We start from the raw sequence: 21,695 nt of genomic DNA, 5'->3' as shown, positions 1-21,695 counted from the left end.
GGTCGCGAATGACTCATTCGGGACCTCTGGTGCCGCGAACGCGACTTTCGCGGCGTGAGTTTGCACGCCGAGTCGTCGAGGCGGGTCCGGCCGGTGCGGAGGGCCGCTCGCCGGGTCCGGCGTCGCGAATGACTCATTCGGGACCTCCGGTGCCGCGGATGCGACTTTCGCGGCACCCGGCCCCGAGCCGGTGAGCGAGCCAAGCGCGGCCGGCGCCGCTCGGCCCGGCGTCCGGAACATTCCCGAGGCCGGCGGTGTTGCAATCGGTGCGGGGGAGTCCGTGCCGGGAACGCCGGCCACCCGCGGATCCGGGAAACCGGGCGGGGGAACCGCGTCACCGTGACCGGACTCCGGAACATCCCCCGGCCGGGCGGTGCCGAGAGGTACGCTGGAGGTTCGCCGACCTTCGGACCCCCCGCCGCGCTCCTTCCGGACCCGGGCGGGTATCTTTGGAGACCGTGCCCGGCAGGCGTCGGGCCGCTCCGCGTGCCGTGCGCATGGGCGGGGTGCTCAGGCACCCGGTCACCGGCTTCGGCAGGTCGGGGTTCCGACGGAAAATCCCTCCGGGAAGTTACCGGTCGAGAGACCGTGACGCGGGCCGACACGCCCGACCGCGGGGGCCGGTGAAGACACGAAGAAGCAGATCACGACAGGAAGCTGGTCCATTGCCCACGATCCAGCAGCTGGTCCGCAAGGGCCGCCAGGACAAGGCTGCCAAGCAGAAGACCGCGGCCCTCAAGGGGAGCCCGCAGCGGCGTGGCGTGTGCACTCGCGTGTACACCACGACCCCCAAGAAGCCGAACTCGGCGCTGCGCAAGGTCGCGCGTGTGAAGCTGACCAGCGGCATCGAGGTCACCGCCTACATCCCCGGTGAGGGCCACAACCTGCAGGAGCACTCGATGGTGCTCGTGCGTGGTGGTCGTGTGAAGGACCTTCCGGGTGTCCGTTACAAGATCATCCGCGGTTCGCTCGACACGCAGGGTGTCAAGAACCGCAAGCAGGCGCGCAGCCGGTACGGCGCGAAGAAGGAGAAGAGCTAATGCCCCGCAAGGGTCCGGCCCCGAAGCGGCCGCTGATCTCCGACCCCGTCTACGCCTCCCCGCTGGTCACCCAGCTGGTGAACAAGGTGCTGAAGGACGGGAAGCGGTCCCTGGCCGAGCGCATCGTGTACGGCGCGCTCGAAGGCGCTCGCGAGAAGACGGGCACCGACCCGGTCGTCACGCTGAAGCGCGCCCTCGACAACGTGAAGCCCACCATCGAGGTGAAGAGCCGCCGCGTCGGTGGTGCCACCTACCAGGTGCCGATCGAGGTCAAGCCGGGTCGCTCGACGACCCTGGCGCTGCGCTGGCTGGTCTCCTTCTCGCAGGCCCGCCGCGAGAAGACGATGATCGAGCGCCTGCAGAACGAGCTCCTGGACGCTTCCAACGGCCTCGGGGCCTCCGTGAAGCGTCGCGAAGACACGCACAAGATGGCCGAGTCCAACCGGGCCTTCGCGCACTACCGCTGGTGATCACCGCCCGGCTGTCGACCAAGCCATGCCGGGCCCCAAGCTTGAGAACAGGGGAACAGTCTCGTGGCACGTGAAGTGCTGACCGACCTCAACAAGGTCCGCAACATCGGCATCATGGCGCACATCGACGCCGGCAAGACCACCACCACCGAGCGGATCCTGTTCTACACCGGGGTCAACTACAAGATCGGTGAAGTCCACGACGGCGCCGCCACCATGGACTGGATGGAGGAGGAGCAGAAGCGGGGCATCACCATCACCTCGGCTGCCACCACCACCTTCTGGGCCGACCACCAGATCAACCTGATCGACACCCCCGGGCACGTCGACTTCACCGTCGAGGTGGAGCGCAACCTGCGGGTGCTCGACGGCGCGGTCGCCGTCTTCGACGGCAAGGAAGGCGTCGAGCCGCAGTCCGAGCAGGTCTGGCGGCAGGCGGACAAGTACGACGTCCCGCGCATCTGCTTCGTCAACAAGATGGACAAGCTGGGTGCGGACTTCTACTACACCCTGAAGACGATCACGGAGCGCCTCGGCGTCAAGCCGCTGGCGATCCAGCTGCCGATCGGCGCGGAGAACGACTTCGAGGGCGTCGTCGACCTGGTCCGCATGAAGGCGCTGACCTGGCGCGGCGAGGTCCAGAAGGGCGAGGACTACTCGGTCGAGGACATCCCCGCCGACCTGGCCGACCGCGCCGCGGAGTACCGGGAGAAGCTGATCGAGGCCGTCGCCGAGACGGACGACTCCCTCATGGAGAAGTTCCTCGAGGGCGAAGAGCTCTCCGAGGCCGAGATCAAGTCCGGCATCCGCAAGCTGGTCATCACCCGCGAGGCGTTCCCGGTCCTGGCCGGCTCCGCCTTCAAGAACAAGGGCGTGCAGCCCATGCTCGACGCGGTGATCGACTACCTGCCGTCGCCGCTGGACGTCCCGGCCGTCGAGGGCCTGCTGCCCGACGGTGAGACCGTCGTGACCCGCACGGCGTCGGTGGACCAGCCGTTCGCCGCGCTCGCGTTCAAGATCGCCGCGCACCCGTTCTTCGGCAAGCTGACCTACATCCGGGTGTACTCGGGCAAGGTCGGCGCCGGCGCTCAGGTCATCAACGCGACCAAGGAGCGCAAGGAGCGCATCGGGAAGATCTTCCAGATGCACTCCAACAAGGAGAACCCGGTCGACGACGCCCAGGTCGGCCACATCTACGCGGTCATCGGGCTGAAGGACACCACCACGGGTGACACCCTGGCGGACCCGCAGAACCCGATCGTGCTGGAGTCGATGACGTTCCCCGAGCCGGTCATCCGGGTCGCGATCGAGCCGAAGACGAAGGCCGACCAGGAGAAGCTGTCCCTGGCGATCCAGAAGCTGGCCGAAGAGGACCCGACGTTCCAGGTCAAGCTGGACGAGGACACCGGCCAGACGATCATCGCGGGCATGGGCGAGCTGCACCTCGAGGTGCTGGTGAACCGGATGAAGTCCGACTACAAGGTCGAGGCGAACATCGGCAAGCCGCAGGTCGCCTACCGCGAGACGATCAAGAAGACGGTCGACAAGCTGGACTACGTCCACAAGAAGCAGACCGGTGGTTCCGGCCAGTTCGCGAAGGTCATCGTGAAGCTGGAGCCGCTCGAGCGCACCGACGGCGCGCTCTACGAGTTCGACAACAAGGTGACCGGTGGTCGCGTGCCGCGGGAGTACATCCCGTCGGTGGACGCGGGCGCGCAGGACGCGATGCAGTACGGCGTCCTGGCCGGCTACCCGCTCGTCGGGTTGAAGTTCACCCTGTTGGACGGTGCTTACCACGAGGTCGACTCTTCGGAGATGGCGTTCAAGATCGCCGGTTCCATGGCGATGAAGGAAGCCGCGAAGAAGGCCGGCCCGGTGATCCTGGAGCCGATGATGGCGGTCGAGGTGACCACGCCCGAGGACTACATGGGTGACGTCATCGGTGACCTCAACTCCCGCCGTGGTCAGATCCAGGCCATGGAGGAGCGGTCGGGCACCCGCGTCGTGAAGGCGCTGGTCCCGCTGTCGGAGATGTTCGGCTACGTCGGTGACCTCCGGTCCCGCACCCAGGGCCGGGCGAACTACTCCATGGTGTTCGACTCCTACGCCGAGGTTCCCGCGAACGTCGCGAAGGAAATCATCGCGAAGGCGACGGGGGAGTAAAAACCCCCACCGCGCGCGGGCATTAAGGGACTCTCCTGAACGTCCGCTAGCACCGACGAAGGAATCCCGCCGACGCACTCTTTACCGCGGAGGCGGCGTCAAACACAGCGGGGGTCGGCAGCCACGCCGGCCCCCGAGCACAAAGCGAAACCAGTCCAGGAGGACATTCCAGTGGCGAAGGCGAAGTTCGAGCGGAGCAAGCCGCACGTCAACATCGGGACCATCGGTCACGTCGACCACGGCAAGACCACGCTGACCGCGGCGATCACCAAGGTTCTGCACGACAAGTACCCCGAGCTCAACGAGTCGCGTGCGTTCGACCAGATCGACAACGCGCCCGAAGAGCGCCAGCGCGGTATCACGATCAACATCTCGCACGTCGAGTACCAGACCGAGAAGCGTCACTACGCGCACGTCGACGCCCCCGGTCACGCGGACTACATCAAGAACATGATCACCGGTGCCGCCCAGATGGACGGCGCGATCCTGGTCGTGGCCGCGACCGACGGCCCGATGCCGCAGACCCGTGAGCACGTGCTGCTCGCCCGCCAGGTCGGCGTGCCCTACATCGTGGTCGCGCTGAACAAGGCCGACATGGTCGACGACGAGGAGATCCTCGAGCTCGTCGAGCTGGAGGTCCGCGAGCTGCTGTCCTCGCAGGAGTTCCCCGGCGACGACGCCCCCGTCGTGCGCGTCTCGGGCCTGAAGGCCCTCGAGGGCGACGAGAAGTGGGCCGAGGCCGTTCTCGAGCTGATGACCGCCGTCGACGACAACGTGCCGGACCCGGTGCGCGAGCTCGACAAGCCGTTCCTCATGCCGATCGAGGACGTCTTCACCATCACCGGTCGCGGCACCGTCGTCACCGGCCGCGTCGAGCGTGGCGTGGTCAACGTGAACGAAGAGGTCGAGATCGTCGGCATCAAGGAGAAGTCGACCAAGACGACTGTCACCGGTGTCGAGATGTTCCGCAAGCTGCTGGACCAGGGCCAGGCGGGCGACAACGTCGGCCTCCTCGTCCGCGGTATCAAGCGCGAGGACGTCGAGCGCGGCCAGGTCGTCGTGAAGCCGGGTACCACCACCCCGCACACCGACTTCGAGGGCCGGGTCTACATCCTGTCGAAGGACGAGGGTGGCCGTCACACCCCGTTCTTCAACAACTACCGCCCGCAGTTCTACTTCCGCACCACCGACGTGACCGGCGTCGTGACCCTCCCCGAGGGCACCGAGATGGTCATGCCGGGCGACAACACCGACATCTCGGTCGCGCTGATCCAGCCGGTCGCGATGGACGTGAACCTGCGCTTCGCCATCCGCGAGGGTGGCCGCACCGTCGGTGCGGGTCAGGTCACCAAGATCATCAAGTGATTTCGCGCCCCGGCCGGGGGTAATACACCCCCGGCTCAGGGGCGTCAAATCACGTGTGCGACACTATTCAGGTTGCTCGTCCTGGGGCGGCCGACTCCTTTGGGGTCCGGCCGCCCTGGTGCGAGTGGCCACGGTCCGCCGAGCTCTTCCTTCGGGTTGCAGGCGAGCGGGCAAAGGCAGTGGGACGGTGTTCTCGCAAGAGCACAGCCGGCTCATAGCCTCCTCACGTTGAGGAAGACCAGGCAAGACGACGATCCCGCGGGATCCGTCTGTGCGTCGGGCGCGACACGCCCGACCGCGTGGACCGGGGACAGGGCCGTTGAACTGCGGAAACCCAGGCTCAGGGTGGAAACACCCGGCGGGGTTTGTGAGATAGCGGCACGAGACGACAAGGAACGAGCAGCCACCATGGCGGGACAGAAGATCCGCATCCGGCTCAAGGCCTACGACCACGAGGCGATCGACACCTCGGCGCGCAAGATCGTGGAGACGGTCACGCGCACCGGCGCCCGGGTCGTCGGGCCGGTGCCGCTGCCCACCGAGAAGAACGTTTACTGCGTCATCCGCTCGCCGCACAAGTACAAGGACTCGCGCGAGCACTTCGAGATGCGCACGCACAAGCGTCTGATCGACATCCTCGACCCGACGCCGAAGACGGTCGACGCGCTCATGCGCATCGACCTGCCGGCGAGCGTCGACGTCAACATCCAGTAGTAGCGGCGGGCGAGCGGCGGAGATAAGAGACTCATGTCTGACAGGCAGATGAAGGGCATCCTGGGCACCAAGCTCGGTATGACCCAGGTCTTCGACGAGCAGAACCGGGTTGTCCCGGTCACCGTCGTGAAGGCCGGTCCGAACGTGGTCACCCAGGTTCGGACCCAGGAGAAGGACGGCTACAAGGCCGTGCAGCTGGCGTTCGGCGCGGTCGACCCGCGCAAGGTGAACAAGCCGCGCACCGGCCACTACGACAAGGCGGGCGTGACGCCGCGCCGGTACCTCGCCGAGCTGCGCACCACCGACGCCGAGACCTACGAGGTCGGCCAGGAGATCACCGCCGAGGTGTTCGCCGCCGGCGTCGAGGTCGACGTGACCGGTACCAGCAAGGGCAAGGGCTACGCGGGTGTCATGAAGCGCCACGGCTTCAAGGGCCAGGGCGCGAGCCACGGTGCCCAGGCCGTGCACCGCAAGCCGGGTTCGATCGGTGGCTGCGCCACCCCCGGCCGCGTCTTCAAGGGCCTGCGCATGGCGGGCCGGATGGGCAACGACCGGGTCACCACGCAGAACCTGACCGTGCACGCCGTGCGTGCCGAGGACGGCCTGCTGCTGATCAAGGGCGCCGTGCCCGGTCCCAAGGGCGGCCTGCTGTTCGTGCGCAGCGCCGCGAAGGGTGGTAACTCCGAATGACAAGCGTCGAGCTGAAGACCCCGGCCGGTAAAGCCGACGGCACCGTGGATCTCCCCGGGGAGATCTTCGACGTGCAGGCCAATGTCGCGCTCATGCACCAGGTCGTGGTGGCCCAGCAGGCCGCCGCGCGCCAGGGCACGCACGACACGAAGACCCGCGGTGAGGTCTCCGGTGGCGGCAAGAAGCCGTACCGGCAGAAGGGCACCGGCCGTGCCCGCCAGGGTTCGACCCGCGCGCCGCAGTTCGTCGGCGGTGGCGTCGTGCACGGCCCCACGCCGCGTGACTACTCGCAGCGCACCCCGAAGAAGATGAAGGCCGCCGCCCTGCGTGGCGCCCTCTCCGACCGGGCGCGCGCCGGCCAGCTGCACGTCGTCACCGAACTGGTGACCGGTGAGAAGCCGTCGACCAAGGCCGCCAAGACCGCCCTCGCCGCCGTCACGGCCGCGAAGCGCGTGCTCGTGGTGCTGGACCGGGCCGACGAGCTGAGCTGGGTTTCCCTGCGGAACCTGCCCGAGGTGCACCTGCTCTGGGCCGACCAGCTCAACACCTACGACGTCCTGGTCAACGACGACGTCGTGTTCACCAAGGCCGCGTACGACGCGTTCGTCGCCGGCCCCGTCCGCGGTAAGAGCGCCAAGGCTTCCGCGCGGTCGGGCGAGGTCACGGAAGGGAGTGACGAGAAGTGAGTTCGGTCGCCATTCCGGACCCCCGCGACATCCTGCTCGCGCCGGTCATCTCCGAGAAGTCCTACGGGCTGCTCGAGGACCACAAGTACACGTTCATCGTCCGCCCGGATGCCAACAAGACCCAGATCAAGATCGCGGTCGAGAAGGTGTTCGGCGTCAAGGTGGTCAGCGTCAACACGGCCAACCGCCAGGGCAAGCGGAAGCGGACTCGCGCGGGCTTCGGCAAGCGCAAGGACACCAAGCGCGCCATCGTGACTCTTTCGCCGGAAAGCAAGGCGATCGAGATCTTCGGCGGACCCACCGCGTAAAGGACTGAGCTGACAATGGGCATCCGCAAGTACAAGCCGACGACCCCGGGTCGTCGCGGTTCGAGCGTCTCGGACTTCGCCGAGATCACCCGCTCCACCCCGGAGAAGTCGCTGCTTCGTCCGCTGAGCGGTTCGGGCGGTCGCAACTCGTCCGGCAAGATCACCACCCGGCACAAGGGTGGCGGCCACAAGCGCGCTTACCGCCTCATCGACTTCCGTCGCAACGACAAGGACGGCGTTCCCGCCAAGGTCGCGCACATCGAGTACGACCCCAACCGGTCCGCTCGCATCGCGCTGCTGCACTACGCCGACGGCGAGAAGCGCTACATCATCGCGCCGGAGAAGCTCAAGCAGGGTGACACGGTGGAGAACGGCCCCCGGGCCGACATCAAGCCGGGCAACAACCTGCCGCTGCGCAACATCCCGGTCGGCACCGTGATCCACGCGATCGAGCTCCGCCCCGGCGGCGGCGCGAAGATGGCGCGGTCCGCGGGCGCGAAGGTGCAGCTCGTCGCCAAGGACGGTCCGTACGCCCAGCTGCGTCTCCCCTCGGGTGAGATCCGCAACGTGGACGTGCGCAACCGCGCCACCATCGGCGAGGTCGGCAACTCCGAGCACGCGAACATCAACTGGGGCAAGGCCGGCCGCAACCGCTGGCGCGGCAAGCGCCCCACGGTCCGCGGTGTCGTCATGAACCCGGTCGACCACCCGCACGGTGGTGGTGAGGGCAAGACCTCCGGTGGTCGCCACCCGGTCAACCCGAACGGTAAGCCCGAGGGCCGTACGCGCCGGCGCAAGCCGAGCGACGCCCTCATCGTCCGCCGCCGGCGTACCGGCAAGAACAAGCGCTGAGCAGGGAGGTAGAACAACATGCCACGTAGCCTCAAGAAGGGCCCGTTCGTGGACGACCACCTGCTCAAGAAGGTGGACGCGCTGAACGAATCGGGCAAGAAGACGGTCATCAAGACCTGGTCGCGGCGCTCGACGATCATCCCGGACTTCCTGGGACACACGATCGCCGTGCACGACGGCCGCAAGCACGTCCCGGTGTTCGTCACCGAGGCCATGGTGGGTCACAAGCTGGGCGAGTTCGCCCCGACGCGGACCTTCAAGGGCCACATCAAGGACGACCGCAAGTCGCGCCGCCGCTGAGCGGGCACGAAACCAGACAGGAAGTAGCGATGAACGCCCAGAACGACGTGACGACCGAGGCTGAACTGCCTACGGCGTACGCGCGGGCTCGCTTCGTCCGGGACTCGCCGACCAAGGTGCGCCGGGTGATCGAGCTCATCAAGGGACGTAGCGCCGCCGACGCCTTGGCCGTGCTCCGGTTCGCCCCGCAGGCGGCCAGCGAGCCGGTCGCGAAGGTGCTCGCCAGCGCCGTGGCCAACGCCGAGAACAACCTTCAGCTGGACCCGGAGACGCTCTGGGTCAAGAACGCGTACGCCGACGAGGGCCCCACCCTCAAGCGCATCCGCCCGCGGGCCCAGGGCCGCGCGTACCGGATCCGCAAGCGGACCAGCCACATCACCGTCGAGGTGGAGTCGCGTCCGGCCGTCGCGCAGAAGGCTCAGAGCAAGAAGAAGGCAGGTGGCCGGTAGTGGGCCAGAAGATCAACCCGCACGGTTTCCGCCTGGGTATCACCACGGACTGGAAGTCGCGCTGGTACGCCGACAAGCAGTACGCCGAGTACGTGGCCGAGGACGTCAAGATCCGCAAGCTCCTCGCCACCGGCATGGAGCGCGCGGGCATCTCCAAGGTCGAGATCGAGCGCACCCGTGACCGCGTCCGCGTCGACATCCACACCGCCCGGCCGGGCATCGTCATCGGCCGCCGCGGCGCGGAGGCCGACCGGATCCGCGGCGCGCTGGAGAAGCTGACCAAGAAGCAGGTCCAGCTGAACATCCTCGAGGTCAAGAACCCCGAGGCCGACGCCCAGCTGGTCGCCCAGGCGGTCGCGGAGCAGCTCTCCAACCGCGTGGCGTTCCGCCGCGCGATGCGGAAGGCGATCCAGACCTCCATGCGCTCGCCGCAGGTCAAGGGCATCCGCGTGCAGTGCGGCGGTCGTCTCGGCGGTGCCGAGATGTCCCGCTCCGAGCACTACCGCGACGGCCGGGTCCCGCTGCACACGCTGCGCGCCGACATCGACTACGGCTTCTTCGAGGCCAAGACGACGTTCGGCCGCATCGGCGTCAAGGTGTGGATCTACAAGGGTGAGCTCGTCGGTGGCCTGAAGGCCCGCGAAGCCCGCGACGCCGCCGAGCGCGCGCCGCGTCGCGACCGCGACCGCAGCGACCGGCCGTCCCGTCCGCGTCGTTCCGGCGCCTCGGGCACGACCGCCACCTCGACCGAAGCCGGTCGTGCGGCCGCCGCCGCCACGACCGAGGCCCCGGCGGCCCCGGCCACCGAGACCGCAGAAAAGACGGAGGGCTGAGACGTGCTCATCCCGCGCAGGGTCAAGCACCGGAAGCAGCACTCCCCGAAGCGCCACGGCGCCGCCAAGGGTGGCACGAAGGTCAGCTTCGGCGAGTACGGCATCCAGGCGCTTGAGCACAGTTACGTGACGAACCGGCAGATCGAGTCCGCTCGTATCGCCATGACCCGTCACATCAAGCGTGGCGGCAAGGTGTGGACGACCATCTACCCGGACCGCCCGCTGACCAAGAAGCCGGCGGAAACCCGCATGGGTTCCGGTAAGGGTTCGCCCGAGTGGTGGATCGCCAACGTGAAGCCGGGCCGCGTGATGTTCGAGATCTCGTTCCCGAACGAGGAGACGGCCCGCGAGGCGCTGCGCCGCGCGATCCACAAGCTGCCCATGAAGTGCCGCATCGTGACCCGTGAAGGTGGTGAGTTCTGATGGCGAACGCTGGTGCTCTGGCATCGGAGCTGCGTGAGCTCACCGCGGAAGAGCTCGTCCTGCGTCTGAAGGAGTACAAGGAGGAGCTCTTCAACCTCCGCTTCCAGATGGCGACCGGGCAGCTCGACAACAACCGCCGTCTGCGCACCGTCCGCACGGACATCGCGCGGATCTACACGGTCATGCGCGAGCGCGAACTCGGCCTGTCCGTTGCCCCCGACGCCGAGAGTGAAGGTGCCGCATGAGCGAGCCCACCACCGAGACGCCGGCCCGGAACGACCGCAAGGTCCGCGAGGGCTACGTCGTCTCGGACAAGATGAACAAGACGATCGTGGTCGAGCTCGAGGACCGCAAGAAGCACCCCCGCTACTCGAAGGTCGTTCGCAGCACCACCAAGGTCAAGGTGCACGACGAGAACAACGAGGCGGGCGTGGGCGACCGGGTCACCCTGATGGAGACCCGCCCGCTGTCGGCATCGAAGCGGTGGCGCCTGGTGCAGATCGTGGAGAAGGCCAAGTAAGCAGGGCTCTTCGGAGTCTTTAGTTCCGCAAGGCTCGCCAAGGTGAATCCTCACCAGCGGGCGAGAACCGGCGCGACATACAGGAGTTGACGTGATCCAGCAGGAGTCGCGGCTTCGGGTAGCCGACAACACGGGTGCGAAGGAAATCCTCTGCATCCGGGTTCTCGGTGGTTCCGGGCGGCGCTACGCCGGCATCGGCGACATCATCGTCGCCACCGTGAAGGACGCCATCCCGGCTGCCGGGGTGAAGAAGGGCGACGTCGTCAAGGCCGTCATCGTCCGCACGGTCAAGGAGCGTCGTCGTCCGGACGGTTCCTACATCCGGTTCGACGAGAACGCCGCCGTGCTCATCAAGAACGACAACGAGCCCCGGGGCACCCGCATCTTCGGCCCGGTGGGCCGCGAGCTGCGCGACCGAAAGTTCATGAAGATCATTTCGCTCGCGCCGGAGGTGCTGTGATGAAGGTGAAGAAGGGCGACACGGTCGTCGTCATCGCCGGCAAGGACAAGGGCGCCAAGGGCAAGGTCATCCAGGCTTACCCCGAGCGCGACCGCGTGCTGGTCGAGGGCGTGAACCGGATCAAGAAGCACACGCGGATCACCCAGACCCAGCGCGGTGCGCAGTCCGGTGGCATCGTCACGCAGGAGGCGCCCATCCACGTCTCGAACGTGATGGTCGTCGACTCGGACGGCAAGCCGTCCCGGGTGGGTTACCGCATCGGCGAGGACGGCAAGAAGGTCCGCATCTCGCGCCGGAACGGTAAGGACATCTGATGACCACCGCAGAGAAGACCTCTCCGCGCCTCAAGGTGCGGTACCGCGAGGAAATCAAGGGCCAGCTGCAGGCTGAGTTCTCCTTCGCCAACGTCCACCAGATCCCGGGCGTGGTGAAGGTCGTCGTGAACATGGGCGTCGGTGACGCCGCCCGCGACAGCAAGCTGATCGAGGGCGCGGTCAAGGACCTCGCGCTGATCACGGGCCAGAAGCCCGAGGTCCGGAAGGCCCGCAAGTCCATCGCGCAGTTCAAGCTGCGCGAGGGTCAGCCGATCGGCGCGCGAGTCACGCTGCGCGGCGACCGCATGTGGGAGTTCCTCGACCGGCTGCTGACCATCGCGCTGCCGCGTATCCGCGACTTCCGCGGGCTTTCGCCGAAGCAGTTCGACGGCCACGGCAACTACACGTTCGGTCTCAACGAGCAGTCGATGTTCCACGAGATCGACCCCGACTCCATCGACCGCCCGCGCGGCATGGACGTCACCGTCGTCACGACCGCCACGAACGACGACGAGGGCCGGGCGCTGCTGCGCAAGCTCGGCTTCCCGTTCAAGGAGAACTGAGCCGATGGCCAAGAAAGCACTGGTCCACAAGGCCGCGAAGAAGCCGAAGTTCGCCGTGCGCGCCTACACCCGCTGCCAGCGGTGCGGCCGCCCGCACGCCGTGTTCCGCAAGTTCGGGCTCTGCCGGATCTGCCTTCGCGAGATGGCGCACGCGGGCGAGCTGCCCGGCGTCCGCAAGTCCAGCTGGTAAGAGCTTCTTTTTAACTCCCACTTCGCCACAGGCCCTGCCGCCCGTGTACCGGGCGGCGGGGAACCAGGGCGAGAAAGGTTGACAGGTCACCATGACGATGACCGACCCCATCGCAGACTTCTTGACGCGTCTGCGCAACGCGAACTCGGCGTACCACGACGAGGTCAAGCTCCCGCACTCGAAGCTCAAGGCGAACATCGCCGAGATCCTCAAGCGCGAGGGCTACATCGCGGGTTACCACGACGAGCCGGGCGAGAAGCACAAGAACCTGGTCGTCGAGCTCAAGTACGGCCCCAACCGTGAGCGGAGCATCGCCGGCCTGCGCCGCGTCTCCAAGCCCGGTCTGCGGGTCTACGCAAAATCGACCGAACTGCCGTCCGTTCTCGGTGGGCTGGGCATCGCGATCATCTCGACGTCCGGTGGCCTGCAGACGGACCGTCAGGCCAAGCGCAACAGCGTGGGCGGCGAAGTCCTCGCCTACGTCTGGTAAGGAAGGGGGCACAGACATGTCACGCATCGGAAAGCTGCCGGTCGCCGTCCCCTCCGGGGTCGAGGTGACCATCAACGGTCAGCACATCAGCGTCAAGGGCCCCAAGGGGACCCTGGAGCACACCATCGCCGAGCCGATTTCGGTCGAGCGCGACGACGACGGCACCCTGCTGGTCAAGCGCCCGGACGACGAGCGCACCAGCAAGGCTCTGCACGGCCTCACCCGCACCCTGGTGAACAACCTGGTCGTGGGTGTGACCTCGGGCTACGAGAAGAAGCTCGAGATCCACGGTGTCGGTTACCGCGTGCAGGCCAAGGGCTCGGACCTCGAGTTCGCCCTCGGCTACTCGCACCCGGTGAAGATCGAGGCCCCGGAAGGCATCACCTTCAAGGTGGAGAGCCCGACCCGGTTCTCGGTCTCCGGTATTGACAAGCAGAAGGTCGGCCAGATCTCGGCGGTCATCCGCCGGCTGCGGCGCCCGGACCCGTACAAGGGCAAGGGCCTGCGGTACGAGGGCGAGAAGATCCGCCGCAAGGTCGGAAAGACGGGTAAGTGATCATGAGCGACACGACTACGAAGCGCAAGCCGGTGGGCAAGGACATCTCGACCCGCCGCCGCGTCGCGAAGGCCCGTCGGCACTTCCGCCTCCGCAAGAAGGTCTCGGGCACGGACCAGCGTCCGCGCCTGGTCGTCAAGCGGTCCTCGCGGCACATCGCCGTGCAGGTCATCGACGACCTGGCCGGCCACACGCTGGCGTCGGCGTCCACCCTCGAGGCGGACGTCCGGGCGTTCGAAGGCGACAAGAAGGCCAAGGCCGCCAAGGTCGGGGAACTCGTCGCCGCGCGTGCCAAGAACGCCGGGATCTCGGCTGTGGTGTTCGACCGTGGCGGCAACGCCTACCACGGCCGCATCGCCGCGCTCGCCGACGCCGCCCGCGAGGCGGGGTTGGAGTTCTGACGATGCAGAAGCTTGTTAACGGAAGGAAAGCCTGATGCCGGGACGTACACGGCAATTCGGCGGCGGCCAGGGTGGACCCGGCGGGCAGGGCGGCAACGACCGCGGTGACCGTCGCGACCGCCGTGACCGGCGCGACAGCGGTCGTGGCGGGGCGGCCCAGGACAAGACCCCGCACCTCGAGAAGGTCGTGACGATCAACCGCGTCGCCAAGGTCGTCAAGGGTGGTCGTCGCTTCAGCTTCACCGCCCTGGTGGTCGTCGGTGACGGCGACGGTCAGGTCGGCGTCGGCTACGGCAAGGCCAAGGAAGTTCCCGCGGCCATCGCCAAGGGCGTCGAGGAAGCGAAGAAGAACTTCTTCCGCGTTCCCCGCGTCGGCGGCACCATCCCCCACCCGATCACGGGTGAGGAGGCCGCCGGTGTCGTGCTGCTCCGTCCGGCGTCCGCCGGTACCGGCGTCATCGCCGGTGGCCCGGTGCGCGCGGTGCTGGAGTGCGCGGGCGTCCACGACGTGCTGTCGAAGTCGCTCGGCTCCGACAACGCGATCAACATCGTGCACGCGACCGTGGCGGCCCTGAAGGGCCTGCAGCGTCCCGAAGAGGTCGCGGCCCGCCGCGGTCTCCCGCTCGAGGACGTCGCGCCGGCCCGGATGCTGCGCCAGCGCGCGGGCCAGGGGGTCTGACATGGCTCAGCTCAAGGTCACCCAGGTCAAGAGCAAGATCGGCACGAAGCACGCTCACCGCGAGTCGCTGCGCACCCTCGGGCTGCGCAAGATCCGCCAGAGCGTCGTGCGTGAAGACACCCCCCAGGTGCGCGGCCTGATCCACACCGTCCGCCACCTGGTGGAGGTCGAGGAGGTCAAGGCATGACGGCCATCAAGATCCACCACCTGCGTCCGGCTCCGGGCGCCAAGCGCGAGAAGATGCGCGTCGGTCGTGGTGAGGGCTCGAAGGGCAAGACGGCCGGTCGCGGTACGAAGGGCACCAAGGCCCGGAAGAACGTGCCCGCCGGGTTCGAGGGTGGGCAGATGCCCATCCACATGCGGCTGCCGAAGCTGCGTGGCTTCAAGAACCGCTTCCGCACCGAGTACCAGCCGGTGAACGTGGGCGACATCGCCCGCGTCTTCCCGGACGGCGGCACCATCGGTGCCGACGAGCTGGTCAAGGGCGGTCTGGTCCGCAAGGGCAAGCTGGTGAAGGTCCTCGGCAACGGCGACGTGAACGGCGTCAAGCTGAACGTCACCGCCGACGCGTTCTCCGGCTCCGCCAAGGAGAAGCTCGAAGCGGCCGGTGGCTCCGCCACCACCAACTGAGCTGGTTCGTAGTTCGAAGGCCCGTCTGGTTCGCCAGGCGGGCCTTCGGCGTTTCCGGGGGGTTGTTGTGCGAGTTTTGCTGGTCTTGGTCGCGACGGCGTTGACGGTCGTGGGGACGTTCCTGCCGTTCTTCCGCACGGAGCAGGTGATCGGGCTGGAGCCGTCCGGGCTCGCGCGGACGACGACGCGGGCCTGGCGGATCGACTACACCTTTCCGGGACAGGGGGAGATCAGCTCGCCGTCGGCGCCGCTGGGCGTCCCGCTGCTGCTGGCGGCCGCGATCCTCTTGGCGGCCTTGGTCCTCGGCCTGGTGACCCGCCGGCCCGCTTTCCGGACCACCCTGGTGGGGGCGGCGTTCCTGGCCGGGGCGGTGTGCACGGTCGTGGTGCAGGGCATGCGCAGCCTCTTCGACGACAACAGGCTCGAGGTCTCGACGACGCCCCTGGCCGGGACGTGGGTGCTGCTCGCGGCGGTGGCGGTGGCCGGGGTGGCGGCCGGCTTGGCCCGGCCTCGCGGGTGGGCGGACCCGGAGGCGGCGTACGCGGACACGCCGACGCCGCCCTCGGGCGTGGCGATCACGGTGCTGCCGCCCGAAGCGGACTGACCGGACAGGTTCCTTGCCGCGGTGCGGGTCCGGACGGAGGATCGGAGGGGTGGAGAGACCGTCGCAGGAGTCGCCCGAGCCGCCCGAGTCGCCGTTGAGCTTTCCGGTCGAGGCGCCGAAGGTCGCGGGCGTGGAGCCGGGAGCGGGGTCGCCGCCGGACGGGAACCCGCTCGCCTTCCCGGCCGAGGCCGCGCGGCCGCCGGAGCTTGGATCGTCGGCGGACCCGCTCGGCTTCCCCGCTGAGGCTGGGCGATCGCCGGGGATCGGTTCGCAGGCGGATCCGCTCGCCTTCCCGACCCAATCTCCGCCGGCCACGCCGCTGCCGTTCCCGGTCGCGCACCTGCCCGGCTCCACACCCACCGCGCCCACCGCTGCTCAGCCCGCCGCCGCTCCGATCCCGGCAGCCGAACCCGCCTCGGAACTTCGCCCCTCCGGGCTCCCGCGCTTCCTCCCACCGGCCCTCGCCGCCACCGCCGCCCTCCTGGCCGCCGGCGGCCTCTTCTTCCCCCTCTTCCGCCTCCAGCAGAGCGTCAACGTCCGCCGGACGTTCTTCGAAGCCCGGCTCACCGTCACCCAGACCGTCTGGGGCAGCCGGATCGAAATCCCCGGTCAGGAGGCCGTCGACCAGGGCACCGCGCCCGTCGGCATTCCGGTCGTCCTCGCCGTCGTCCTGCTCGCCGTCGCCGCTTTCACCGCCTTCGCGCGGCCTCGGCGCGGGCGGTGGCTGATCGGTGCCGGCGCCTTCTTCACCGGCGGGGTCGTCGTCACCATCGGGATGATCGGGCCGGGGTGGTCCGCCATGGCCGAGGGCCTGGACTTCGAGGTCACCACCACCGCCGGCATGTGGCTGCTGATCGCGGCCACCGCGTCGGCCGCCGCCGCGGCGGTCATCGCCGTGCTGCCGACGAAGAACTGGGCCGACCCGACCCTCGCCTACGCCGACACCCCGACCCCGCCGACCGGCGTCGCCATCACCGTTCTCCCACCCGAAGAACCCCGTTGACCCCGGCGGCTACCGTGGACCCGTGTCGTGGCTGCTGGTCTTCTTCGGGGCGTCCGTGCTCATCGCGCTTACGCCCGGCGCGAACAACCTGCTCGGTCTCCACCACGGGATGACGCACGGTGTCCGCCGCGGCCTCGCCGGGCTGGCCGGCCGGCTGGCCGCGTTCACCCTGTTGATCACGGCCGTCGCGGCCGGGCTGGGGCAGCTGCTGGCCGCGTCCGAGACCGCCTTGACGATCATCAAGTGGGCCGGTGCCGCCTACCTGCTCTACCTCGGCGTGCGCCTGCTCTGGTCGACTTTCCGGGGCGAAACGGACGTCCCCGAACCGGACACCCAACCGGCGTCGGCTTGGCGGGTGACGCGCAAGGAGTTCGGTGTCGCGATCACCAACCCGAAGGCGATCCTGATCTTCACCGCGTTTGTCCCGCAGTTCATCGACGCAGGTCACGGGCCATTTCCGGCGCAGATCGCGCTGCTCGGCGCCGTCTACCTGCTGGCCGAGTTCCTGGCCGGTTCGGTCTACGTCGGCGTGGGCGCCGCCTTGAAGACGATCAAGCTGACCCGGCGGACCCGGCGCAACGTGGACCGGGGGACCGGAGTGGTCCTGGTCGGCCTCGCCGGCGTGCTCGCGACGTCGAACGCCTGATCCACAATCTGTCAAGGAATACGGCCGAGACGGCGATGTGGATCAACCCGCCGGAGCAACCTTGGTACGGAAAACGCACACGGACTGCGGACACGCCCTGTGAAGCTGTTAGAGTCGGCGACACGCTTCGGGACGAGTGTGCCCCGAAGCGTTCCTGGCTTGCGTGCCAGTAGTGCTGTGTGTTCCCGCCGGCCCCCGTGCCGGCCAAGCCGATCGTCGGTTGAGGACGGCCGACGACGCCGAGGAGGTCCCCCGCGTGTTCAGCGCCTTCCGCTCGGCTCTCGCGACGCCGGATCTACGCAAGAAGATCCTGTTCACGCTAGCCATCGTCGCGGTCTACCGAATCGGTGCGACCATTCCGGCACCCGGGATCTCCTACGGGGCGGTACAGGCCTGTAGCTCCCAGGCGCAGCAGGAAGGCGTCTACCAGCTGCTGAACCTGTTCAGCGGCGGTGCGCTGCTGCAGCTGTCGCTCTTCTCGACCGGCATCATGCCGTACATCACGGCGAGCATCATCATCCAGCTGCTGACCGTGGTCATCCCGCGGTTCGAGGAGCTGAAGAAGGAAGGCCAGTCCGGCCAGGGCAAGCTGACCCAGTACACCCGGTACCTGACGGTCGCGCTGGCGATCCTGCAGGCCACCGGCGTGGTCGCGCTCGCGGACCGCAAGCAGCTCTTCCCGGACTGCGACCAGCCGATCATCCCGGACAACAGCGTCTACTCGCTGGCGATCATCGTCATCACCATGACCGCGGGCACCGCCGTCATGATGTGGCTGGGCGAGCTGATCACCGAACGCGGCGTCGGCAACGGCATGTCCGTCCTGATCTTCCTGAACATCGCCGCGCGCATCCCGGTCGAGGGCGGGAACATCCTGTCCAACGGCGGCGGCGTCGCGCTGACGATGATCTGCATCTTCGGGCTCGTGATCATCGCGAGCGTCATCTTCGTCGAGCAGGGGCAGCGCCGGATCCCGGTGCAGTACGCCAAGCGCATGATCGGCCGCCGGATGTACGGCGGCACGTCGACCTACCTGCCGATCAAGGTGAACCAGGCCGGCGTCATCCCGGTCATCTTCGCGTCGTCCCTGCTGTACCTGCCGGACCTGATCAGCCGCCTCGTCGGCGACCAGAACGCCAACTCCGGCTGGCAGGTCTTCATCAAGAACTACATCGTGAACCAGTCCAGCTGGGTGCACATCGCGCTGTACTTCGCGCTGATCATCTTCTTCACGTACTTCTACATCACGATCACGTTCAACGTGGACGAGCGTGCGGAAGAGATGAAGAAGTTCGGCGGGTTCATCCCGGGCATCCGCCCGGGCCGCCCGACGGCCGAGTACCTGAGCTTCGTCCTCGGCCGCATCACCCTTCCGGGTTCGCTGTACCTGGGCATCATCGCGATCCTTCCGAACTTCTTCCTGTCGGTGACCGGTAGCGGGAACAACCAGAACTTCCCGTTCGGTGGCACGGCTGTGCTGATCATGGTCGGTGTCGGGCTCGACACCGTGAAGCAGATCGAAAGCCAGCTGATGCAGCGCAACTACGAAGGGTTCTTGAAGTGACGCGCTTGGTTCTCGTGGGTCCGCCCGGCGCGGGCAAAGGTACGCAGGCGGTGGCTCTCTCGGAGCAGCTGCGCATCCCGCACATCTCCACGGGCGAGCTGTTCCGCGCGCACGTCGGCCAGGAGACCCCGCTGGGCCAGGAAGCCAAGCGCTACCTGGACTCCGGCGAGCTCGTGCCCGACTCGGTGACCAACGAGATGGTCCGCGAGCGCCTGGCTGAGCCGGACGCGAAGGCCGGCTTCCTGCTCGACGGCTTCCCCCGCAACACCAAGCAGGCCGAGGTGCTCGGGGAGATCCTGGGCGACGCCGACGTCTCGCTCGACGCCGTGATCCAGCTGCAGGTGCCCGAGGACGTCGTCGTCGGGCGGCTCATGTCCCGCGGCCGCGCGGACGACACCGAAGAGGTCATCCGCCGCCGCCAGCAGATCTACGTGTCGGACACCGCGCCGCTGCTGGAGTACTACGCCGGCATCCTGGTGACCGTCGACGGCGTCGGCAGCGTCGAGGAGATCTCCGGCCGGGTGCTGGAAGCGCTGCGCGACCGCACGTGAACCTCGGAGGATTGCGTGTTCTGCAAGTGCTCCGCCGTGGGCGCATGATCGAGGTCAAGACCCCGGACGAGCTGCAGGCGATGCGGGCCGCGGGGCTCGTCGTCGCCCGCACGCTCGCGGCGGTCCGCGCCATCGCGAAACCGGGCGTCAGCACGGCCGAGCTCGACGAGCTGGCCGAGCAGACGATCCGGGACGCCGGCGCGGTGCCGTCGTTCAAGGGCTACCACGGTTTCCCCGCGTCGATCTGCGCGTCGGTGAACGAGCAGATCGTCCACGGCATCCCGGCGAAGACGCAGGTGCTGGCCGACGGCGACATCATCTCCGTCGACTGCGGCGCGATCCTCGACGGCTGGCACGGCGACTCCGCCGTCACGCTGGCCATCGGCAGCGTCGCCGACGCCGACCTGGCGCTGTCCGCGGCGACCGAAGCGGCGATGTGGGCCGGCATCGAGGCGGTCAGCGCCGGCGGCCGGCTGACCGACATCTCCTTCGCCGTCCAGTCCGCCGCCGAACGCGCGGGCCGCGACGACGGCATCGAGTACGGGATGATCGTCGAGTACGGCGGCCACGGCATCGGGCGCCAGATGCACATGGACCCGTTCCTGCCGAACGTCGGCAAGCCCGGCAAGGGCCCCCGGCTCAAGCCCGGCATGGCGCTGGCGATCGAGCCGATGCTGACCGGCGGCGGTGGCGAGACCCGCGAGCTGGACGACGGCTGGACGGTCGTCACGGCCGACGGCTCCCGCGCGGCGCACTGGGAGCACACCGTCGCGATCACCGAAGAGGGTCCCTGGGTGCTCACCGCACCCGAAGAAGGCTGACCTGCGCATTCACCCACAAGCGGTGATCGCCATCACGTCCACCTGCACGCGCCTTTAGCATGGTCACCCCCGGTTTGGGGGTCGCGACACGACCTGCGTACACTGTCAAGTCGGCGCACTTATCGCGCCCGGATCCTGCGCGCTCGTGAATTCACGGTCTTGGGAGCCGGGCACCAGTGTGCCACGCAACACCCGACCCAGCACTAGTGCTCGGAGTTGATCACGGTGTGGCGACAGACGATACCGACAGGGAAAAGCGGAGGACATGGCGAAGAAAGACGGGGCCATCGAGGTCGAAGGCCGCGTAGTCGAGCCGCTCCCCAACGCGATGTTCCGCGTCGAGTTGGAGAACGGTCACAAGGTCCTGGCACACATCAGCGGCAAGATGCGGCAGCACTACATCCGCATCCTGCCCGAGGACAGGGTTGTCGTGGAGCTCTCGCCCTACGACCTCTCTCGTGGTCGCATCGTCTACCGCTACAAGTGATCACGAGCAGCTCAGAAGCAGGAGAGCAGAAGACGTGAAGGTTCAGCCGAGCGTCAAGAAGATCTGCGACAAGTGCAAGGTGATCCGCCGTCACGGCCGGATCATGGTGATCTGCGAAAACCTGCGGCACAAGCAGCGGCAGGGCTGATCGCCAAGCACTCGAGCAGAGTGGATTGACGGCTACACAACCTCCCCGCACCTGCCGGGCCACGCGAGTGGCCCGGTTCACCCCCGGACTTCAGGCCGGGGCTGGGACACCCGAGGCGCAAGCCGAGGGCACGACAGGCGAGTCGGTCCCGGAACCGGACGGGGAGCAGACCTGAAGAGGAAACCTACGAAGGAGCATCAGCGCCAATGGCACGACTCGCTGGCGTAGACCTCCCCCGCGAGAAGCGGTTGGAGATCGCGCTTACGTACATCTACGGCATCGGCCGTACCCGCTCGAAGCAGCTCATCAAGGCTGCCGAGCTCAACGCGGACACCCGCGTCAAAGACCTCAGCGATGACGACCTCGCGAAGCTGCGTACGTACATCGAAGAGAACTTCAAGGTCGAGGGTGACCTTCGCCGCGAGGTGAACGCCGACATCCGTCGGAAGATCGAGATCGGGTGCTACGAGGGCCTTCGCTGGCGTCGCGGACTTCCCGTCCGCGGTCAGCGCACGAAGACCAACGCCCGTACCCGCAAGGGTCCGAAGAAGACGGTCGCCGGCAAGAAGAAGGCTGGCAAGAAGTGAGCGTCCAGGGCAAGAAGGTCGTGCAGATGGGTGGCGTTCAGCGCCGCGGCTCGGCTTGTGTCTCGCCCAAGGCGCTCTACGCCCGCCCGATGGCGCTCCGCAACCTGTACACCGACGCCGGTTCGATCATCCGGCGCGGACAGGCCGAAGCGGTCGCCGCTCACCAAGAGAACGCGCGCTAACAGGAG

Annotated in this window: 35 protein-coding genes; all 35 read left to right on the top strand. The window is 67.8% G+C overall.

What is annotated here, in order from left to right:
- Window positions 1-665: 665 nt before the first annotated feature.
- The 35 genes from rpsL to ACIQWX_RS02150 all read left to right on the top strand — a co-directional run bounded on the left by rpsL (window position 666) and on the right by ACIQWX_RS02150 (window position 21,689).
- Window positions 666-1,040, top strand: a complete 375-nt coding sequence (gene rpsL, locus ACIQWX_RS02320; protein ID WP_003102113.1) for a 30S ribosomal protein S12 — start codon at window positions 666-668, stop codon at window positions 1,038-1,040.
- Window positions 1,040-1,510, top strand: a complete 471-nt coding sequence (rpsG, locus tag ACIQWX_RS02315; protein WP_003102106.1) for a 30S ribosomal protein S7 — start codon at window positions 1,040-1,042, stop codon at window positions 1,508-1,510. Before rpsL ends, rpsG begins: the two co-directional genes overlap by 1 nt.
- A 63-nt stretch (window positions 1,511-1,573) precedes the next feature.
- Complete coding sequence (gene fusA, locus ACIQWX_RS02310) at window positions 1,574-3,673, top strand: elongation factor G (protein WP_400864402.1); 2,100 nt, start codon at window positions 1,574-1,576, stop codon at window positions 3,671-3,673.
- 171 nt (window positions 3,674-3,844) lie between these two features.
- Window positions 3,845-5,038 carry an elongation factor Tu gene (gene tuf / locus ACIQWX_RS02305; protein WP_086675505.1) on the top strand — a complete coding sequence of 398 codons (1,194 nt, stop codon included), beginning with the start codon at window positions 3,845-3,847 and terminating at the stop codon, window positions 5,036-5,038.
- Between the two features lie 408 nt (window positions 5,039-5,446).
- Window positions 5,447-5,752 carry a 30S ribosomal protein S10 gene (gene rpsJ, locus ACIQWX_RS02300; protein WP_003102098.1) on the top strand — a complete coding sequence of 102 codons (306 nt, stop codon included), beginning with the start codon at window positions 5,447-5,449 and terminating at the stop codon, window positions 5,750-5,752.
- A 33-nt stretch (window positions 5,753-5,785) separates the two neighbouring features.
- Window positions 5,786-6,442, top strand: coding sequence for a 50S ribosomal protein L3 (rplC, locus tag ACIQWX_RS02295; protein ID WP_125306110.1), 657 nt, complete (start codon window positions 5,786-5,788; stop codon window positions 6,440-6,442).
- Window positions 6,439-7,128 carry a 50S ribosomal protein L4 gene (gene rplD / locus ACIQWX_RS02290; RefSeq protein WP_400864399.1) on the top strand — a complete coding sequence of 230 codons (690 nt, stop codon included), beginning with the start codon at window positions 6,439-6,441 and terminating at the stop codon, window positions 7,126-7,128. Before rplC ends, rplD begins: the two co-directional genes overlap by 4 nt.
- Complete coding sequence (rplW, locus tag ACIQWX_RS02285) at window positions 7,125-7,436, top strand: 50S ribosomal protein L23 (RefSeq protein ID WP_003102087.1); 312 nt, start codon at window positions 7,125-7,127, stop codon at window positions 7,434-7,436. Before rplD ends, rplW begins: the two co-directional genes overlap by 4 nt.
- Before the next feature lie 15 nt (window positions 7,437-7,451).
- Complete coding sequence (gene rplB / locus ACIQWX_RS02280; protein ID WP_400864396.1) at window positions 7,452-8,288, top strand: 50S ribosomal protein L2; 837 nt, start codon at window positions 7,452-7,454, stop codon at window positions 8,286-8,288.
- Window positions 8,289-8,306: 18 nt separating this feature from the next.
- Window positions 8,307-8,588, top strand: coding sequence for a 30S ribosomal protein S19 (gene rpsS, locus ACIQWX_RS02275; protein WP_003102083.1), 282 nt, complete (start codon window positions 8,307-8,309; stop codon window positions 8,586-8,588).
- A 29-nt stretch (window positions 8,589-8,617) separates the two neighbouring features.
- Window positions 8,618-9,037 (top strand): 50S ribosomal protein L22, encoded by a 420-nt coding sequence (rplV, locus tag ACIQWX_RS02270; RefSeq protein ID WP_086675501.1) that lies wholly within the window; start codon window positions 8,618-8,620, stop codon window positions 9,035-9,037.
- Window positions 9,037-9,870, top strand: a complete 834-nt coding sequence (gene rpsC / locus ACIQWX_RS02265) for a 30S ribosomal protein S3 (RefSeq protein WP_072474761.1) — start codon at window positions 9,037-9,039, stop codon at window positions 9,868-9,870. The genes rplV and rpsC overlap by 1 nt, the downstream gene beginning before the upstream one ends.
- A 3-nt stretch (window positions 9,871-9,873) precedes the next feature.
- A complete protein-coding gene (gene rplP, locus ACIQWX_RS02260; protein WP_004558864.1) occupies window positions 9,874-10,293 on the top strand; it encodes a 50S ribosomal protein L16 in 420 nt (139 codons plus the stop codon).
- On the top strand, window positions 10,293-10,538 hold the full coding sequence (gene rpmC, locus ACIQWX_RS02255) for a 50S ribosomal protein L29 (RefSeq protein ID WP_086675500.1): 246 nt from the start codon (window positions 10,293-10,295) through the stop codon (window positions 10,536-10,538). Before rplP ends, rpmC begins: the two co-directional genes overlap by 1 nt.
- A complete protein-coding gene (gene rpsQ / locus ACIQWX_RS02250; RefSeq protein WP_372671242.1) occupies window positions 10,535-10,813 on the top strand; it encodes a 30S ribosomal protein S17 in 279 nt (92 codons plus the stop codon). Before rpmC ends, rpsQ begins: the two co-directional genes overlap by 4 nt.
- A gap of 91 nt (window positions 10,814-10,904) precedes the next feature.
- The gene (rplN, locus tag ACIQWX_RS02245) at window positions 10,905-11,273 is read left to right on the top strand and encodes a 50S ribosomal protein L14 (RefSeq protein ID WP_004558867.1); all 369 of its coding nucleotides are present in this window, start codon (window positions 10,905-10,907) and stop codon (window positions 11,271-11,273) included.
- The gene (gene rplX / locus ACIQWX_RS02240) at window positions 11,273-11,587 is read left to right on the top strand and encodes a 50S ribosomal protein L24 (protein WP_086675498.1); all 315 of its coding nucleotides are present in this window, start codon (window positions 11,273-11,275) and stop codon (window positions 11,585-11,587) included. The genes rplN and rplX overlap by 1 nt, the downstream gene beginning before the upstream one ends.
- A complete protein-coding gene (gene rplE / locus ACIQWX_RS02235) occupies window positions 11,587-12,150 on the top strand; it encodes a 50S ribosomal protein L5 (protein WP_103350707.1) in 564 nt (187 codons plus the stop codon). The genes rplX and rplE overlap by 1 nt, the downstream gene beginning before the upstream one ends.
- Before the next feature lie 4 nt (window positions 12,151-12,154).
- Window positions 12,155-12,340: a type Z 30S ribosomal protein S14 gene (locus ACIQWX_RS02230; RefSeq protein WP_004558870.1), complete on the top strand. Its 186-nt coding sequence runs from the start codon at window positions 12,155-12,157 to the stop codon at window positions 12,338-12,340.
- Window positions 12,341-12,431: 91 nt separating this feature from the next.
- Entirely contained in the window at window positions 12,432-12,830 is a 399-nt protein-coding gene (gene rpsH / locus ACIQWX_RS02225; protein WP_004558871.1) for a 30S ribosomal protein S8, read from the top strand.
- A gap of 16 nt (window positions 12,831-12,846) precedes the next feature.
- Window positions 12,847-13,386 carry a 50S ribosomal protein L6 gene (gene rplF / locus ACIQWX_RS02220; protein ID WP_086675496.1) on the top strand — a complete coding sequence of 180 codons (540 nt, stop codon included), beginning with the start codon at window positions 12,847-12,849 and terminating at the stop codon, window positions 13,384-13,386.
- A 2-nt stretch (window positions 13,387-13,388) separates the two neighbouring features.
- A complete protein-coding gene (rplR, locus tag ACIQWX_RS02215) occupies window positions 13,389-13,787 on the top strand; it encodes a 50S ribosomal protein L18 (RefSeq protein ID WP_400864386.1) in 399 nt (132 codons plus the stop codon).
- A gap of 34 nt (window positions 13,788-13,821) precedes the next feature.
- Window positions 13,822-14,466, top strand: a complete 645-nt coding sequence (rpsE, locus tag ACIQWX_RS02210; protein ID WP_086675494.1) for a 30S ribosomal protein S5 — start codon at window positions 13,822-13,824, stop codon at window positions 14,464-14,466.
- Window position 14,467: 1 nt separating this feature from the next.
- Entirely contained in the window at window positions 14,468-14,653 is a 186-nt protein-coding gene (rpmD, locus tag ACIQWX_RS02205; protein ID WP_033291195.1) for a 50S ribosomal protein L30, read from the top strand.
- Window positions 14,650-15,096 carry a 50S ribosomal protein L15 gene (rplO, locus tag ACIQWX_RS02200; RefSeq protein WP_372671240.1) on the top strand — a complete coding sequence of 149 codons (447 nt, stop codon included), beginning with the start codon at window positions 14,650-14,652 and terminating at the stop codon, window positions 15,094-15,096. Before rpmD ends, rplO begins: the two co-directional genes overlap by 4 nt.
- A gap of 67 nt (window positions 15,097-15,163) precedes the next feature.
- Window positions 15,164-15,700, top strand: coding sequence for a hypothetical protein (locus tag ACIQWX_RS02195; protein WP_400864381.1), 537 nt, complete (start codon window positions 15,164-15,166; stop codon window positions 15,698-15,700).
- Between the two features lie 49 nt (window positions 15,701-15,749).
- Entirely contained in the window at window positions 15,750-16,703 is a 954-nt protein-coding gene (locus ACIQWX_RS02190; RefSeq protein ID WP_400864379.1) for a hypothetical protein, read from the top strand.
- A gap of 22 nt (window positions 16,704-16,725) precedes the next feature.
- Window positions 16,726-17,349, top strand: coding sequence for a LysE family translocator (locus ACIQWX_RS02185; RefSeq protein WP_400864376.1), 624 nt, complete (start codon window positions 16,726-16,728; stop codon window positions 17,347-17,349).
- A gap of 256 nt (window positions 17,350-17,605) precedes the next feature.
- The gene (secY, locus tag ACIQWX_RS02180) at window positions 17,606-18,913 is read left to right on the top strand and encodes a preprotein translocase subunit SecY (protein WP_400864374.1); all 1,308 of its coding nucleotides are present in this window, start codon (window positions 17,606-17,608) and stop codon (window positions 18,911-18,913) included.
- Entirely contained in the window at window positions 18,910-19,464 is a 555-nt protein-coding gene (locus ACIQWX_RS02175) for an adenylate kinase (protein WP_400864372.1), read from the top strand. The genes secY and ACIQWX_RS02175 overlap by 4 nt, the downstream gene beginning before the upstream one ends.
- Window positions 19,465-19,508: 44 nt before the next feature.
- A complete protein-coding gene (map, locus tag ACIQWX_RS02170) occupies window positions 19,509-20,285 on the top strand; it encodes a type I methionyl aminopeptidase (RefSeq protein WP_400864369.1) in 777 nt (258 codons plus the stop codon).
- A gap of 265 nt (window positions 20,286-20,550) precedes the next feature.
- Entirely contained in the window at window positions 20,551-20,772 is a 222-nt protein-coding gene (infA, locus tag ACIQWX_RS02165; RefSeq protein WP_004558881.1) for a translation initiation factor IF-1, read from the top strand.
- Between the two features lie 34 nt (window positions 20,773-20,806).
- Entirely contained in the window at window positions 20,807-20,920 is a 114-nt protein-coding gene (gene rpmJ / locus ACIQWX_RS02160) for a 50S ribosomal protein L36 (RefSeq protein WP_004558882.1), read from the top strand.
- A 206-nt stretch (window positions 20,921-21,126) separates the two neighbouring features.
- Window positions 21,127-21,507 (top strand): 30S ribosomal protein S13, encoded by a 381-nt coding sequence (gene rpsM / locus ACIQWX_RS02155; protein WP_004558883.1) that lies wholly within the window; start codon window positions 21,127-21,129, stop codon window positions 21,505-21,507.
- Window positions 21,504-21,689 (top strand): hypothetical protein, encoded by a 186-nt coding sequence (locus ACIQWX_RS02150; protein ID WP_013222623.1) that lies wholly within the window; start codon window positions 21,504-21,506, stop codon window positions 21,687-21,689. The genes rpsM and ACIQWX_RS02150 overlap by 4 nt, the downstream gene beginning before the upstream one ends.
- Window positions 21,690-21,695: the final 6 nt, after the last annotated feature.

It is taken from the genome of Amycolatopsis sp. NPDC098790, assembly GCF_044759945.1.
Lineage (GTDB): Bacteria > Actinomycetota > Actinomycetes > Mycobacteriales > Pseudonocardiaceae > Amycolatopsis.
The sequence above is the reverse complement of the archived record's forward strand: the minus strand, read 5'-3'. Positions and strand labels throughout refer to the sequence as shown.